This is a genomic window from Gemmatimonadota bacterium (genome assembly GCA_016719105.1).
In the GTDB taxonomy this organism is placed as follows: domain Bacteria; phylum Gemmatimonadota; class Gemmatimonadetes; order Gemmatimonadales; family Gemmatimonadaceae; genus SCN-70-22.
In genome coordinates, this window is the sequence record JADKAQ010000009.1 from 54,964 (window position 1) to 70,666 (window position 15,703).

The window sequence follows — 15,703 nt, forward strand, 5'->3', positions numbered from 1 at the left end:
TCACGATGTCGCGGGCCTCGTGCGTTTTCCTGCTCGCCGCCGGTGCACTCATCGCTCCGGCCCGTACCGGCGCACAAGCCCCCGCGTGGACGCCGCCACGGGAGCACCTGACGATGTCGCTCTGGCCCGGCGTCGCCCCCGGTGCACCCCCAAACGCGCCGCCGGAGCGGGACATGACGACGGCAACAGATAACCTGATTGCCGGGCGTCCGCTCATTCGACTCGGCAACGTCTCCACGCCAACGCTCACGGTCTACAGGCCGACAGGTGCAAACAGCGGTGCCGCGGTCGTCGTCTTCCCTGGCGGAGGGTACCAGATCCTCGCCATCGACCTCGAAGGAACCGAGGTGTGTGACTGGCTGAACGGGATCGGCGTGACCTGCGTGCTGGTGAAGTATCGCGTCCCCAACTCCGGTCCCTTCCCGGCATCGCCGGCGGCGCTGCAGGATGCGCAGCGCGCGATGGGGCTGGTGCGCCAGCACGCCAGTGAGTGGGGCATCGATCCCGCGCGCGTGGGTGTGCTCGGCTTCTCCGCTGGCGGGCACCTCTCGGCGGCTCTCAGCACGCACTTCGACACGCGTCTCTACGCCCCCGTGGATGCGGCCGATGACATGAGCTGCCGCCCCGACTTCGCCGTGGTGGTGTACCCGGGCTATCTCGCGCTGCCCGACCAGCAGATGGCACCCAATGCGGAGATCACCCCCACGAAGCAGACGCCCCCAACCTTCATCGTGCAGTCACAGGACGATCCCGTGCACGTGGAGAACGCCACCAACTACTTCCTGCAGCTCAAGCGGGCCGGCGTCGCGACGGAGCTGCACATCTATGCCGAGGGGGGGCACGGCTACGGATTGCGCCGCACCGCCCTGCCGGTGACGCGCTGGCCGGACGCGGTGCAGGGGTGGCTGCAGACGATCCGCGTGCTGGGGGAGCGGTAGGGTCAGAGTTGGGGTCAGAGCTGGGGTCTGGTCAGGGGGCAGTGGGGCAGCCTGGCACGGCAAGCTGGGGTCAGGTTGTGCTCTGACCCCAAGACCCAAGCCGATCGAAGCGTCTTCGCCAGATCTCCGGGGAATGCGACGCGGGCTGACGCATCGCGTCGCAGTGCGACGTGGCGCTATGGTATTGGCCCGTAGCTGAACTCTCGCGCCGGCCCACCAAGAGGAGCGACCCGCATGTTTCCGGTGAAGGAAGTACTCGCTGCCTCCGTCACACTTGTCGTCGCCTGGATCGGCTATCGGCAGTGGATTCGCGGGCGCCGCTCCGGATCCTTCCTGCAGGACCGCGAGGTCGCCTACAAAGCCGTATGGACCGCGCTGGAGGACGCCCATCTACTCGTGCGCGCATTCCGCCCGTCCGCCGAGCTCACCAGCGCCGTGCAAAACGCGAACGCGCTGGTGATACGGCACGCGCTGCATCTTCGCCCACCCGACCGGCCGATTGTCGAGACCTACGTCCGAGCGCTGCGTGAACTCGCCGACGCCGTTGCAACCGCCGACTGGAGTGCGGTGGAGGAAGCGGAGTTCCATCTCACGCTGGAGAGCGCTCCGCTGCCAACGACGATGATGGCGCCCTATCGCAGGTTTACGGATGCGCGGGCAGACGTCATGCACGCCTTTCGAGAGGCACTGGGCTCCACGGCGATTCAGTGAACCGTCGCCCCGGCCCGGCGCAGCTCAGACGGAGTACGACAAGCGGCGCGACCTCGGGCGGCCGCGCGCCTAACGCGTGCCCCCGCTGGCGCTTCACTCCGCGCGCAACGCCTCCGTCGCATCCACTCGTGACGCGCGCCACGCCGGGACGCCGTTGGCAATCGCCGCCACCGCCGCCAGGACGGCGAACGCCGCGCCGAAGCTCGCGGGATCGAACGGGCCCACGAACAACACCGCCGACAAGGCGCGACTCGCCATCGCCGCCAGCACCAGCCCGATCGCCCCACCGATCGCGACCAGCAGCATCCCCTGTCCCATGACCATCCCGATGACCTGCCGCGTTTCCGCGCCTAACGCCCTGCGGATCCCGATCTCCTTTACGCGCCGGCTCACCGAGTAGCCGATCACGCCATAGAGGCCGATCGCCGCCACCAGGAGCGCCAGCCCGCCAAAGCTCCCGATGATCACGGCCCCGGCACGGACGGGGAAGAGGCGCACGTTGGCCAGGTCGCGCAACGTCCCCGCATCCATGAAGGCCAGGTCGGGATCGATGGCGTGGAACTCCGCCACCATCCTGGGGACCTCCGCGCCGGCCGCGCCGCGCGTGCGCACGAGGTAGTTGGCAAAGCCGTCGTAGCCGCCGGACGGGAAGTGGATGTACGGCGTGGCCCCCTCCCCCGGGGTGTTCACCTTGTAGTCGGCGACCACGCCGATCACCTGCCACGGCTCGCCTCCCCACGCTCGACGAAATTCGCGCCCGACCGCGTCCTTGCCGGGCCAGTAGCGATCGGCCATCGACTTGGTGATGACGGCCACGTGACGTTGCTCGCGGACATCTCCCTCTTCGAGCCAGCGCCCCGCCACGAGACGCAATCCCAGTGTGGACGCGTAATGCTCATCCACCTGCGTGCCGTCGATGTCGTACGGTCGGTCGCTCGCCGACGACTGGTGCCCGTCGATGAAGATGGCGTGCCCGTTGTTGTTGAGCGACAGCGGGACGCGCGTCGCCATCGTGACCGCTTCCACCTGCGGCATCGCCAGCAGACGCTCACGCCCCTTGCGCACCAGGTCGGCCCCGCGCGCCAGGTCGTAGCCGCTCATCGAGGGGGCGAGCGCGAGATGCGCCATCCGGTCGCCGTCGTAGCCTAACGCCACGTCCCCGGCCGCCCGCACGCTGCGGACCATCAGCGATCCGGCCACCACCAGGACGAGCGACACCGCCACCTGCAGCACCACAAGCCCGTCTCGCATCTCGAGGCCGCGCCTTCCTCCCATCCACGACCCGCCGTCGCGAATGCTCGAGGCGAGCTGCGGGCGTGAGGCGCGCAACGCCGGGAGGAGCCCGATGAGGAGTCCCGTGGCGACCGCCGTGGCTCCCGTGAAGAGGAGCACGCGCCAGTCGGGCGCGAGCGAGAGCCCGAGATCGACCGGGAGCGGAGGACGCACGCGCACGGCCAGCATCGAGAGCCACGCCGCCAGCGGTACTGCCACCAGGCCGCCGCCAATCGCGACGACCATGCTCTCGGTGAGCAGCTGACGGAGGACACGCACGCGGCTGGCACCGAGCGCCACCCGCAGCGACAGCTCGCGCCCCCGTCGCGCCGCGCGCGCCAGCATGAGGTTGGCGAGGTTGCCGCAGGCCACGACCAGTACGAGCGTCACCGCCCCCACCAGGAGGAGGCCGATCGGGCGCACCGCCCCGTCGACGTCGGGGTTGATGCGCACGTCCGACGATGGGATCACCGTTAGGCGCTCGAGCGCGTTCACCGCCGGATGCTCGCGCGCCAGCCGCGCACTCACCGTCTCCAACTCGGCGCGCACCTGTGCCAACGTCACCCCGGGCTTCATCCGTCCCCGCACCCACAGCCAGTGCTCGCCCCGCTGCTCGGCGCGCGGGCCAGGGCCGATCGGGCCGCTGGTCCGGTTGTTCCCCACGGGCTCGACCACCTCGGCCATCGCCGCCGGGAGCCACATCTGGGCGGTAACCGCAGGCACCATCCCGCCGAAGGTCTCCTGCGCCACACCAACCACGGTGAACAGCTCCCCGTTCATGCGGAACTGCCGGCCGAGCACGGCGCGATCGCCTCCAAAGCGACGTTGCCAGAGGCGATACGACAGGATGGCCACCGGGAGCCCGTGCGCTGCGGCATTCTCTTCGGCGGTGAAGGCGCGGCCGAGCATGGGGCGCACGCCGAGGACGGAGAAGTACCGCTCGGTCACCAGCTCACCGAGGACGAGGTCCGACGCGCCGTCGATCGTGGCGTGGCCGAGGAAATTCGTGTACCCCGCCAGCCCCGACAGCGTGGTCACCTGCCGCTCGTAGTCGACGAAGTTGGGGACCGACGTCGTCTCGTGCTTGGTCGACGTGGCCTGGTGTCCGTAGATGTTCACCAGTTGCTCCGGGCGATCGACGGGGAGCGGGCGGTAGAGGACCGCGTTGACGACGCCGAAGATGGCGCTGTTGACCCCGATGCCGAGCGCCAGGGTGAGAATCGCGACGATGGTGAAGCCCGGCGAGCGGCGGAGGCCGCGAAGGGCGTAGCGGGCGTCCTGGAGGAGCGTCTCCATGCGTCGACTCGCAGTGTGCAGAAGGGCGTGGCGGAGCGGGTGGCCAACGTTGCACTTCGTGACCGGCCGAACGCCAGTTTCAACGACGTCCGTCAACGACGTCAGAGCCCCCCCAGCAGCACCCCCGCGAGCTACGCAACCGAAATCACGACCGCACCCCGGTTTGCGCCCCCCTCGGCATAGCGATGCGCTGCCGCTGCCTCCGCGAACGGAAAGACACGGTCGACGATTGGCCTGAGCGTCCCCGCCTCCACCAGCGCCCGCAGGGTGTCGAGATCCTCCCGCCGTTCGACAAGCACGACACATCGCACCTTCCGGTCGCCCACGACAGACGTCCACAGCATCTGCAGCAGCTGTTTCACCTTGAAGCTCACGTAGACCAGTCGCCCTCGCGGCGCGAGTATGCGTCGACAGCGCGCGAACGAACTCGTCCCCAGGATGTCGACGATCACGTCATAGCTCTCGGGTCGATCGACGAAGCGCTCCCGCGTGTAGTCGATGACCGTCGTCGCTCCCAGGGCGCGTACGAACTCCATTCCGTCCGAACCGCAGACGCCGGTCACGGTGGCACCGACGTGCTGCGCCGCCAGCTGAACGACCCAACGACCGATGCCGCCGGATGCGCCCACTACCAGGAGGCGTTGTCCGCGCTGCAGGCCAAGCGTCCGCAGCAGCGCCATCGCCATCAGCGCGCCGTACGGCAGGGAGGCGGCCTCCTCGAACGTCAGCGTCGCCGGTTTGCGCGCGAGCATGCCGCGTTCGTTCATGCACAGGTACTCGGCGTACGCCCCCATGCGAGCGCCACGGAAGCCGTACACTGCGTCCCCCGGCTTGAACTGCGTGACGCGCGCGCCGACCCCTTCGACCGTGCCGGAGAACTCGCTCCCCAGGATGCGAACCCTGGGGGTACGAAAGCCAAACGACAGCTTGCTGATGAGCCAGAAGAGCCACGGCATGTGAAAGGCGCGCGGCGACACGGCGGCGAAGTTGCGCACCAGCCGATCCGCGAACGTCACGGTCGTCGCGCGCACGCGGATCAACACCTCGTGCTCCCCGGCCACGGGCGTGCCGACCTCGCCCACTTGCAGCACCTCCGGGGGGCCGAATGCCGTCAGGACGGACGCTTTCATGTGGAGATCCTCGCCGGTGTTCCAACGCACACACTGCACGTTGGCGCGCACGGTCTCCGCGCGCATCGGGGCATGGCCGTGTCGCATGTAAGGCCCATCCGCAACGGGTTGCCTCGGCTCCCGTCCACTGGGCATCAGCGGCTCGACGGGCGCGGATCGGGGCGCCACATTGGAAACGGGTGGCCGTGTATCGCCAACAGTCGCCACATCGTGGCGCCGAAAGAGCATGAAACAGCTTCCGAACGGGGGGCGTATCGCCCGAAGGCCTCAGCTCCGTTCGTGCGCAATCATCCACGCCGCTTCCACGCTGCCTCCACGCGGTTGCCGCGGGAAACATCGCGAGTACAGTCGCCGCCAGCACTCACGCCATCATGCGCATCACGTCCCGTGCAATCCTTACGCTGACCGTCGGGCTCGCCCTCGCCCCAACGACAGCCGTCGCCCAGCTGGACAGCCTCGCACCGATCGTCAGCCGCTACCTCGCCGAGGCCCGCGTCCCCGGCGCGCAGGTCGCGGTGGTGCAGCGGGGAGCGATCGTCCACCTCTCCGCCTACGGACTCGCGAACGTCCCCTTCCGCGTGCCCGTGACGGAGACCACCGCCTTCTCGATCGCCTCGGCGACCAAGTCGTTCGCCGGCGTGGCCCTCATGCAGCTGGCGGAGGCGGGGCGTGTGCGGCTCGACGACCCGATCGGTCGCTATGTCGACTCGCTCCCGCCGGCGTGGCGCCGCGTGACGCTGCGACAGCTCATCACGCACACCTCGGGGCTCCCTGACGTCCTCAACCCGGAGTCCGGGATCCTCATCGCCACGCCACCCGAGGCGGCGTGGGCCAAGGTCCGGCGACTCCCCATCATCGCGCCACCGGCGACCCGATGGTCGTACAACCAGACCAACTACTGGCTCCTTGGCCTGATGATGGCCCGCGTCACCGGGGAACCGCTGCACCGCGCCATCGAGCGCCAGTTCGCCGCGGCCGACATGCCCACGGCGAACATCGGTGACGTCCGTGACGTGGCGGCCGGCACGAGCGACACGTACAGCTACACGCGGTATGCCGGCGACTCGTCGTGGCGCGACACCACGCTCGAACGCGTGGTGGTCGACTTTCCGAAGCAGCTGCGCCTCGCCGCCGGTGTGAACGCCAGCGCGCGCGACCTCGCGCGGTGGCTCATTGCGCTGCAGGGCGGGCGGCTACTCAAGCAGCCCGCCAGCCTCGACACGCTCTGGGCCTCCCCGCGCATGGCCGACGGCAAGATCCTGGGCGCCGGCAGCGCGAGCGGCTACGCCCTCGGATGGCCGACGTTCAACGATGCCGCGCATCCGTCGGTTGGTGGGCTCGGCGGGGGGCGCGCCGCCTTTCTGGTTTATCCCAAGGACGACCTCGCGGTCATCGTCCTGACCAACCTGCAGGGCTCATCGCCGGAGCGCCTGGCGACGCGCATCGCGGCGCTCTACCTGCAACCGTAGCACACACGGTGCACGGCAGCATCGCGCGCCCCACACCCCACAACATCGTCAAGCGGAAGGGGAGGCTTGAGCGGTTGAAGTAGGCATGTGTTGATGCTACGCGATCACCCCCAGTCGCCCCACCACGAAGACGATGCCCGAGCCCAGCGCACATCACGAGACGCTCCACCGGTGGTACACCCGCCCCGTCTTCTTCGTCGCCGACGTGAAGCGCACCCTCGCAAGGCGCTGACGGCACCGCGCACGGTGCCTAGACTTGAGGACGACAGCGTCACTCCCCCCTTGGGCTCCCTATCGTCTCACGCCGTGCTGTTTCGCCCACTGCGCTCGCGCCACTCGCTCCTCGCCCGCATCATCGCAGCGGCCGTCTCGATCGCCCCGCTTGTATCGGCCGCATCGATCGCCGTGCTCTCGTCGACCGCATCGGCGCAGCCCTCGCCCGGCGGCGTCACCCTCTCAGGGCGTATCGTCGACTCCGCGTCGAAGGCGGCGCTCCCCTACCTCTCGATCCAGCTCTTGTGGGAGCGGGACAGCGCCTTCGTTGCCGGGCGACTGACCAGTGAGGACGGGGGCTTCGCCTTCACCGGTCTCAAGAAGGGGGTCTACGTGCTGGTGGCCCGGCACATCGGCCATCGCCCCTTGCGGCAGCGCGTCCTGGTCGGTGAACTCAGCGCCTTCCTCGACCTTGGCACTCTCCCGATGGTTAGGGAGCCCCAGTCGCTCGCCGGCGTCGTGGTCACGGGCAGCGCCGATGCGGTCGCCGAGGCGATGGACCGCAAGACGTTCACCGTCAGCGACAATATCACCCAGTCGGGTGGGTCGGTGCTGCAGGCGATGTCGACGGTGGCGGGGGTGACGATCGGGCAGGATGGCAAGGTGCTGCTGCGGGGGAGCGACAAGGTCGTCGTCCTCATCGACGGCAAGCAGACCGCCCTCACCGGCTTCGGCTCGCAGGCGGGACTGGACAACCTCCCGGCGTCGGCGCTGGAGCGCATCGAGGTCATCAACAACCCGTCGGCCCGCTTCGACGCCAACGCCAGCGCCGGCATCATCAACCTGGTCTTCAGGAAGGAAGAGCAGCAGGGCTTCAACGGCAAGCTCGGGGTCATGGGGGGCGCGGGCGCGTTGTGGGAGAAGAAGGAGAACCTCCCCACGATCCGTCCGCAGTATCGCGGCACCCCCAAGTTCAACCCGTCGGTCGCCCTCAACTATCGCGACGGCGCGACCAACAGCTTCGTGCAGGCCGACTGGCTCTACTCGCCCACGCTCAACAAGAACGAGTTCTCCACGCGCACCTACGATGATGGCACCGTCATCGTCCAGCAGATCAAGCGCAACCGCCGCACCGACTACGCCACCCTCAACGCGGGGGTGGACCACGAGTTCGATGCGCGGAATACGGTGCGCGTGGCCGGGCTGTTCAACCGCGAGAAGATCCTCGACTACGGCGACAATCCGTACTTCGACGGGGCGCTGCAGAATCGCTACCGGCTCTGGCAGTTTCTCGAGGACGAGGTCAAGTACACGGCCTTCGGCACCGCGGCGCTGGTGCACAAGTTCCCGCAGGCGGGGCACACGCTCACCTTCACGTCCAACTACTCGTTCCATCGAGAGGACGAGCAGTACTTCTTCACCAACACCCTCACGAGCTTCGTCGGGAAGGATGCCTTCAAGCTGTTGTCCGACGAGCACGTGGTGGACTTCAACGCCGACTACGTCAAGCCGCTGCGGCAGGGGCGCTTCGAGGGAGGCTTCAAGGGGCGCTACCGTTCGATCCCGGTGAACATGCGCTTCTTCCCGGGGCAGAACACCCCGATCGACACCGGGGCCGGCGGCAAGGCGACGTATCGCGAGAAGATCCCGGCGATCTACGGCAACTACGTCTTCGAGAGCCAGCGCCTCGAGCTCGAAGGGGGTGTTCGTTTCGAAGGGGTGCAGGTGGACTACGACGTCAACCCCAACCACAACACCTACAAGAGCGATGGCTATCGCTACTTCCAGCCCTTCCCCAACGTGCGGGCGGCCTGGAAGTTCGACGACGCCAACAAGCTCTCGCTCTTCTTCAACCGGCGCGTCGACAGGCCTAACGAGGTCGACATCCGCATCTTCCCCAAGTACGACGAGCCCGAGCTGATCAAGGTCGGCAACCCGGCGTTGCAGCCGCAGTACTCCACCTCCACGGAGCTTGGCTACAAGACCAGCTGGCCCAAGGGGAGCCTGTACGCCGCCGCCTTCCACCGCATCGTCGACGGCACCATCACGCGCATCGCCACGCAGGCACCGGGGAGCGTGCTGCTGTACAACGTCTTCCAGAACGCGGGGCGGAGCTGGAGCACGGGGGGCGAGGTGGTCTGGCAGCAGTCGTTCGCCTCCAACCTGCTGCTCAACGCCAACGCCAACATCTATCGCCGCACGGTCGACGCCTTCTCGGTGGTGAATATCTACCCCGTCCCGGTGACGTACACCGCGCCGCGCGAGCAGCTCACGTCAGGCAACGTCAAGCTCAACGCGACCATCACCCTGCCCAGCGACTGGCAGCTGCAACTCTCGAACGTCTACCTCGCCCCCGACCTGCTCCCGCAGGGGCGCCTCGGGAGTCGCTATTCGCTGGATGTGGGCGCCAAGAAGAGCGTGCAGCGGGGGAGGGGAGAGCTGGTCGTGAACGCGACCGACCTGCTCAACACCAACCAGGCAGAGCGCACGATTCGGGGGACCAACTTCCGGCTCGTGAGCACCGACTACCTGGAGACGCAGGTCGTGCGGGTGGGGTACAGCTGGAAGTTCTGAGACGGCACCTCTGTGAACCTCTGTGATTCCTCCGTGAACCTCTGTGTCACGCTGCCAAAAGCACGACACGGGGGCTCACGGAGGTAACACGGGGGCTCACGGAGAAGAGCGTTTCCGGTTGAACGTGCCCAACCCCTCCACATCGACTCCCGCGACCTTGCCGGCGCCGTCGATCCGGAAGTTCAGCTGCAGATCCTGCCCCAGCACGAACTTCCCGCGGAACTGATCCAGGTGCCAGTGCGTGAGCGGTTGGGTCATCGACTGCCACTGGAAGGCGAGCGCGTCGCCCTGTTTCACGATGCCGACGTCGCCGTACAGCGAGTCGGTGTAGGTCCCGACATACCGATCGAGTGGCAGCGAGGGGCGCGTGTCCTTGAGGCGCGCCGCTTCGGCGGCCTTGGCCTGTGCCGCGGCGCCGAGGCTCATGCGCTGCATGAGGGTCACCGATTCGGCCAGGTAGTCCTTGGCCGGCTTGCCGATGAGGAAACGGTCGAGGATATCGCGCACGATCGTGGGGCCTGCGACGTGCGGCGAGCTGTTGGTGAGCACGATGACGCCGAGCCGCTCTTCGGGGACGGTCCACATCTCCGAGAGCATCCCGTCGATCCCGCCGTTGTGCCAGGCGACGCGCCGCCCGCGATAGTCCTGCAGCACCCACCCCAGCCCGTAAGCCACGAAGTGCGTGAGGCTGTCGCCCACCCCGCCCATGCTGATGTGCGGCGTCTTGGTCACGTCGAGGTTGGCCGCCGAGACGAGGCGCGTCCCGCCGAAAGTCCCGCCCGACAGCTGCATGCGCACGTAGTGCGACATGTCGACGATGTTGGAGTTGATGGAACCGGCGGGCGCGATGTTGTCGATGTTGCGCCACGGAATGGCGACCGGCGTGCCGCCGCTGAGGTCGTGCGGTGTCGACACGTCGCTCTGGGCGCCCAGTTCGGTCACGCTCATGCTGCTGCTCGTCATGCCGAGCGGCTTGAAGATGCGCGCGCGCACCAGGTCGTCGTAGCTCATCCCCGCCGCTTCGCCGCTCGCTTCGCCCGCCGCCATCACCATGACGTTCTGGTACCCCATCTCCGTCCGGAAGCCGGCGTTAGGCGGCAGGAAGCGGATGCGGCGGAGGATCTCGCGCCGCGAATAGCTGGTCCCGTACCACAACGCGTCGCCACGCCGTCCCAGCCCCGAGCGATGCGACAGCACGTCGCGCATCGTGAGCTCGCGCGTGATGTACGGATCGTACAGCTGGAAGCCGGGGAGCCAGCGCGTGACCTTGTCGTCCCACCGCAGCTTGCCGTCGTCGACCAGCATCGCCGCAGCGGTCGCGGTGAACGACTTGGTGTTGGAGCCGATCGCGAAGACCGTCGTGGGGGTGACGCGGTCGCCCTTGCCGATTTCCTTCTCCCCGAACCCCTTGGCGTAGATCAGCGAATCGTTCCGCACGATGCCGACCGCGAGCCCGGCGATGTGAAATGACTCGCGCACCTTCTCGATGGAGGCGTCGAGCCCGGCGAGCGGGTCGCCCTTCTTCTGGCCAGAGGCCGGCGAAGCAACGAAGAGCAGGAGCGCGCCCGCTGACAGCGCGCGGCGACCGAGGGAGGCGAACATGCGGAGACGCTCCGGAAAGACGGGGGTGGGGACGGGCGATGTGAGACAGAAGATCCGCGCGATTGCGCGCACCACAAGAGCGACGTCGGGTTCGGCCTGCCGCTTGGCGCGTGGTGACGGCATCTCGACGGTCGCGAAACCGACGCGCAGTTTCTTCGTTGGATCTGTCGCGCACCGACGCGCGCACGAACGCCGCCATCCTCCGCACCCCATGCGCCCACCTGCAACCGGTTCCCGTTCCGGCGCGCACCGACCGGCACTCACCGTCCTGACGCGCGCCATCGTCGCGATGGGCTCCCGTACGCCGGTGGCGCCCGGGTGAGCGCGCGCGACTGGGAGGTCCGCATCGAGGAAGGCGGGCGGGGCGGGACGATCGCCTATCGAGAGCGGGGGAAGGAGCTGCGCTTCTGGTGGGAGTTTGGCGGGGGCGAGGCGGTCGCCCTCATCAACATCGGGACGGCGCGCGAGTGGGCCCAGCGCGAACCCTGGGCCGCCCAGCGTCGAGACGAGATCGCGCGGCGCGTCGCCGACGAGGCCGTGCGCCAGAAGGCCCCCAGCTGCAAGGCGGTCATCGGTGACGATGGATGGATCACCCTCCTGCCCGATGCGGGGGCTTCGGGCAGGTCGGGGACAACGAGCGGCCCATCCTCAAGCGCTCCCTCTCGTTCGTCCACGCCGTCCGGCGCGTCGGGCGCCAGCGGCGCTGATTCCCCCCAAGCGCGACAGGCGAGTGCTGCCCGACAGTACTTCGCCATGTCGGCCACACGCGCGCGTCTCGTGAGCATTTTCGGCTTCGCCATTCTCGTCCTCGCCGCCGTCGCCTGGGCCGGGCGCTCGGCCCTGCAGATCCGGACCACGGGGGCACCCTGGGGGGCGTCGATGCGCGCGGGGCGCACGGTCATCACGCTGATGACGCGCCTCGAGCCGTACGTCCCGTCGCTCAATCGCAACCACGGCAACGATCGCTACACCGTCGGAGTGCTCCTGCACGATGCAGCGGACGGGTCGCGCCGTTACGTGGAGCTGGCGCGCGGGCGCGGTGGAAACGAACTCACGCGCGCCCGCCTCCTCGCCGTCAGGGGGACGCGCGTCTGGGTCGAGACGCCGGCGACGATGCTCGTCGACGTGGAGAGCGGGCGAGTGACCAGTGCCGAGGAGGTCGAGCGCGACCCGTCGTTGCAGCCGCCGGAGCGGCGATTTTCCATGGCCGACCTGGCCACCGGGGAGCGAGTGATGCTGCAGTGGCTGGCCGCCGGCGGTCAGGTGGCGGGCAATCGGTGGTTAGGTGTCCACTCGCCCCGCGACCGCGATGCCAACTTCAAGGACGGGTTCCGCGCCCCGGTCGCCGCGGACTTCGAGCCATCGAACGACCCGCGGGGGATGTACGTCGGACCGCTCGAGCAGGATGGCACGACGAAACGACTGGGGGCGCTGGCGCCCGTCGGGGGCGACGAGTTCTACAACGGAGCGCTCGTGCGCAGCGCCCGCGACTCGGCGCTGCTCGAACTGGCCGGTGGTGGGGCGCTGCTCACCTACGAGACCAAGCCTCGTCGTGCCGGTGTCGTCTTCGCCGCACGCGTCGCCGCCGACGGGAGTCTCGCCTGGCGCACCGACCTGGGGATCGGGAAGCTGCTGGACGTCCTCCCGGATCCGGAGTCGCCCGCCTTCGTGGGCGAGCGCCCCCGTATCCCCGACAAGGTCCCCGAGCCGATCCTCGTCGTGATCGACGCGCGCACCGGGCGCGCGACGACGTACTCGCTCTGGATGAAGGACTGACGGCGGAGCGGCGCCACGACATGGGTCATGTGAGGGATAGATGGGCGTGGCCTTCGCGATAGCTTGCCGACTTCCCGGCGTGCGCGGGGGGCTGGCCCTCGCCTCGATCGCTCACGCGCAGCATCTTCGTCGGCGCATCGTCCCCCTCCGACACCTCCAGCTCTTCCGACCATGAAAAAGTGGCTGCGTCGTATCGCGCTCTCGGTCGTGGCCCTCTTGCTCGCCGTGGTGGTCGCGGGAGCGGGGTACGAGTTCCTCGGCCGTCGCAGCGCCACGCGTGACTTCCCGCCGCCGGGGGCGCTGGTCGACATCGGCGGACGGCGCATTCACGTCGATTGTCGCGGGGCGGGATCGCCGACGGTCGTCCTGGTGTCGGGGCTCGACATCAACGGGGCGCTCGCCTGGTCGGCGGTGCATGACTCCCTCGCGGCCACGTCGCGCACCTGCGCGTACAGTCGCGCCGGCATCATGTGGAGCGATCCGTCGCCCGATCCGGTCACCGGCAAGGGGGTCGCGGACGATCTCCACGCTGCCCTGGCCAAGGCGGGCGAGAAGGCGCCCTTCGTTATGGTCGGGCACTCGCTGGGCGGGCCGTACATCATGACCTACACCAAGTACTACGGCGATGAAGTGGCCGGACTGGTGATGGTCGACGCGTCGCATCCCGAGCAGATGCAACGCATGGCCAAGATTGCGCCAGCAGCGGGCGATCCGGAGTCCGCGTTAGGTCCCATCAAGATCGCCTCCGCCCTGTCGTGGGCGGGCGTGGCACGGCTCGCCACCAGCCTCACCCCGCGCATGCCGAACCAGAGCGAGGCCAGCGCGCAGGCGTCGAGCGCCTATTCCACGCAGTCGCTTCCCGGCGCCCTCAAGGAGATGATGGCGCTCGGCGCCATCTTCGATGAGGCGGGGACCTTTCGCCAGCTCGGCGATCGGCCGCTGTACGTGCTCACCGCCATGCGCCCGCTGGGCGCGGCCGAGTTGACCGCGCTCAAGCTCACCCCCGAGAAGGGAAGGAGTTCAAGGCGTTGTGGAAGGCGATGCACGACGAGGAGGCGTCGTGGTCGACGCGCAGCCAGCACGTGTCGCTGGACGACGCGTCCCACTACGTCCAGTTCGATCGCCCCGACGTGGTCATCAAGGCGGTGCGCAGCGTCGTGGACAGTGTGCGGGTGGCGCCGACCCCCTGAACCGTCTTGAACAGAACCCGCCAAGTCTGGCGGCCAAGCCACAAGGCCGACGCGCCGCCGAGTCGAGCGCCGTCGCGCCGGCCGTGTACCTGCGTTTCGCTATCGCACCTCAAACGTCAGCGTCGCCCACTTCGATTCATACTGCACCGGGCCGCTCGGCAGTTTGGTCATGTCGTGGCGGGTGAACGCCGCTCAGTACCGCACCGCGTACTGCACCTTCACCAGCAACTGGTTCGACCCGAACCCCCAGCGCCGGTCCAGGCGCCGGGTCGGATCGGTCACCAACCCATGTCGATCGGGCGCCCGGTCTCCGGTCGATGTCGTGGCGCAGGTTGTGGCTGTACACCACGAACAGGTCGCCTAACGGGGGCAGCGTCCAGCGCAGGCGCGTGTTGGCGCCAAAGCTGTCGGAGCTGTTGTCGTACTGCAGGTAGCTGTTGAGCTGCAGGTTGGAGGAGACGTTCACGCGCACGCGTCCCCACGGATCCTGCGTGAAGTTGCCCTCCGGCAAGCACGCCCCACATTGCGCGTTCGAGTTGAGCTCGACGATGAACAGGGGCGACGGCTTCCACGCCCGGTCAGCACCAGCTCGTCCAGGCGCCCGTGCTTAGAAGCCCCGGTCCACCAGGGTGGCCTGCCCGCTCAGGCGTCGCTTGGGGCAAAGCCCGCTTCTAAGCGGTAGCGCATCCAGTGGTGCGACTCGCGATCACGACCCCTTTGGCGATCTCGAAGAGGTAACGCCAGGCGCTCCCGGTTGGATTGGCGTTGAACTCGAAGCGATCGCCGCTCTCCAGCCGCCAGTTGACCGGGGCAAAGAAGACGCGGTAGCTCTCCCACCGGTCGTCGAGGTCGCCCACCAGGGTGAAGAACAGCTCATTCATCATCGCCGCACGCCCCAGTCCCAGCACGTTCCCCCGGGGCGCGGCTTGTATGGGTCATGCTGAGGTTGGGCGCCTGCCGGCGGGCGGGAATGAACCCAACGAGGGGATCGAACGTCGCCGACGCGTCGAAAGGTGAGCGCGACATCCCAGAGGTCATGGGGTAGTCGAGCTTCCCACCGACGGCGGTGCGTTCGCCGTCGCCGAGCCCTCGCGTCCCATGGCGAGCCCCCACACGCCGGCGAGGAAGTTCTTGCTGCCGAACAGCCGTGACGTCTGAAAGGTCGCGTCGCCTCCGCGGTCCAGCTCCCGGCGCGCCTCAACGGGTCACCGAACGTGGCCAGCATCCCACGCTCGACTCGCGCAGCGCATTCTGCCGCACGCGCAGGACACCACGGTACTGGACGTCTGCGGCAGGCCCAACGCCTCCCGATCATCGATGTCACCGGTGTGCAGCACGAGGGGCGCGGACATTGGCCCCGCGCCCGCGTCCGCTGACCTTGAGCCCCGCCTGATCGGGACCTCGTTCCCGCTCAGGCCCGAGTGCCGGCTGAAGAAGGGCGCACGTCGTCCTGCGGTCCCGAGGCCGAAATCGAAGATGTCGGCCCCCTGCAGGAAGAAGGTCCGCTTCTCGGGGAAGACGATGGGAAAGCG

10 protein-coding genes and 1 pseudogene are annotated in these 15,703 nt (G+C 68.3%); 6 read left to right on the forward strand and 5 right to left on the reverse strand.

The window, feature by feature from the left end; genetic code table 11:
* Positions 1 to 5: 5 nt before the first annotated feature.
* Positions 6 to 938 (forward strand): alpha/beta hydrolase, encoded by a 933-nt coding sequence (locus IPN47_12735; protein MBK9408889.1) that lies wholly within the window; start codon positions 6 to 8, stop codon positions 936 to 938.
* A 234-nt stretch (positions 939 to 1,172) separates the two neighbouring features.
* Positions 1,173 to 1,649, forward strand: a complete 477-nt coding sequence (locus IPN47_12740) for a hypothetical protein (GenBank protein ID MBK9408890.1) — start codon at positions 1,173 to 1,175, stop codon at positions 1,647 to 1,649.
* A gap of 93 nt (positions 1,650 to 1,742) precedes the next feature.
* On the opposite strand, the gene IPN47_12745 is transcribed toward IPN47_12740, so the two are convergent.
* Complete coding sequence (locus IPN47_12745; protein ID MBK9408891.1) at positions 1,743 to 4,217, reverse strand: ABC transporter permease; 2,475 nt, start codon at positions 4,215 to 4,217, stop codon at positions 1,743 to 1,745.
* Positions 4,218 to 4,348: 131 nt separating this feature from the next.
* Positions 4,349 to 5,347, reverse strand: coding sequence for an NAD(P)-dependent alcohol dehydrogenase (locus tag IPN47_12750; protein MBK9408892.1), 999 nt, complete (start codon positions 5,345 to 5,347; stop codon positions 4,349 to 4,351).
* Between the two features lie 371 nt (positions 5,348 to 5,718).
* On the opposite strand from IPN47_12750, the gene IPN47_12755 reads away from it, so the two are divergent.
* Positions 5,719 to 6,816, forward strand: coding sequence for a beta-lactamase family protein (locus IPN47_12755; GenBank protein ID MBK9408893.1), 1,098 nt, complete (start codon positions 5,719 to 5,721; stop codon positions 6,814 to 6,816).
* Between the two features lie 93 nt (positions 6,817 to 6,909).
* Entirely contained in the window at positions 6,910 to 9,603 is a 2,694-nt protein-coding gene (locus tag IPN47_12760) for a TonB-dependent receptor (GenBank protein MBK9408894.1), read from the forward strand.
* Positions 9,604 to 9,699: 96 nt separating this feature from the next.
* Here IPN47_12760 and IPN47_12765 read toward each other — a convergent pair whose 3' ends face one another.
* The gene (locus tag IPN47_12765) at positions 9,700 to 11,205 is read right to left on the reverse strand and encodes a serine hydrolase (protein ID MBK9408895.1); all 1,506 of its coding nucleotides are present in this window, start codon (positions 11,203 to 11,205) and stop codon (positions 9,700 to 9,702) included.
* A gap of 318 nt (positions 11,206 to 11,523) precedes the next feature.
* On the opposite strand from IPN47_12765, the gene IPN47_12770 reads away from it, so the two are divergent.
* Positions 11,524 to 12,981 carry a hypothetical protein gene (locus tag IPN47_12770; GenBank protein MBK9408896.1) on the forward strand — a complete coding sequence of 486 codons (1,458 nt, stop codon included), beginning with the start codon at positions 11,524 to 11,526 and terminating at the stop codon, positions 12,979 to 12,981.
* Positions 12,982 to 13,152: 171 nt separating this feature from the next.
* A pseudogene (locus tag IPN47_12775) lies at positions 13,153 to 14,171 on the forward strand (alpha/beta hydrolase).
* Between the two features lie 136 nt (positions 14,172 to 14,307).
* On the opposite strand, the gene IPN47_12780 reads toward IPN47_12775, so the two are convergent.
* On the reverse strand, positions 14,308 to 14,682 hold the full coding sequence (locus IPN47_12780; protein MBK9408897.1) for a hypothetical protein: 375 nt from the start codon (positions 14,680 to 14,682) through the stop codon (positions 14,308 to 14,310).
* Between the two features lie 160 nt (positions 14,683 to 14,842).
* Positions 14,843 to 15,055, reverse strand: coding sequence for a hypothetical protein (locus tag IPN47_12785; GenBank protein ID MBK9408898.1), 213 nt, complete (start codon positions 15,053 to 15,055; stop codon positions 14,843 to 14,845).
* Positions 15,056 to 15,703 lie beyond the last annotated feature (648 nt).

Bases quoted from the DNA above. Each gene is read 5' to 3' on its own strand.
- IPN47_12735 (MBK9408889.1), top strand. From the start codon at position 6: ATGTCGCGGGCCTCGTGCGTTTTCCTGCTCGCCGCCGGTGCACTCATC.
- IPN47_12740 (MBK9408890.1), top strand. From the start codon at position 1,173: ATGTTTCCGGTGAAGGAAGTACTCGCTGCCTCCGTCACACTTGTCGTC.
- IPN47_12745 (MBK9408891.1), bottom strand. From the start codon at position 4,217: ATGGAGACGCTCCTCCAGGACGCCCGCTACGCCCTTCGCGGCCTCCGC.
- IPN47_12750 (MBK9408892.1), bottom strand. From the start codon at position 5,347: ATGAAAGCGTCCGTCCTGACGGCATTCGGCCCCCCGGAGGTGCTGCAA.
- IPN47_12755 (MBK9408893.1), top strand. From the start codon at position 5,719: ATGCGCATCACGTCCCGTGCAATCCTTACGCTGACCGTCGGGCTCGCC.
- IPN47_12760 (MBK9408894.1), top strand. From the start codon at position 6,910: ATGCTACGCGATCACCCCCAGTCGCCCCACCACGAAGACGATGCCCGA.
- IPN47_12765 (MBK9408895.1), bottom strand. From the start codon at position 11,205: ATGTTCGCCTCCCTCGGTCGCCGCGCGCTGTCAGCGGGCGCGCTCCTG.
- IPN47_12785 (MBK9408898.1), bottom strand. From the start codon at position 15,055: ATGATGAATGAGCTGTTCTTCACCCTGGTGGGCGACCTCGACGACCGG.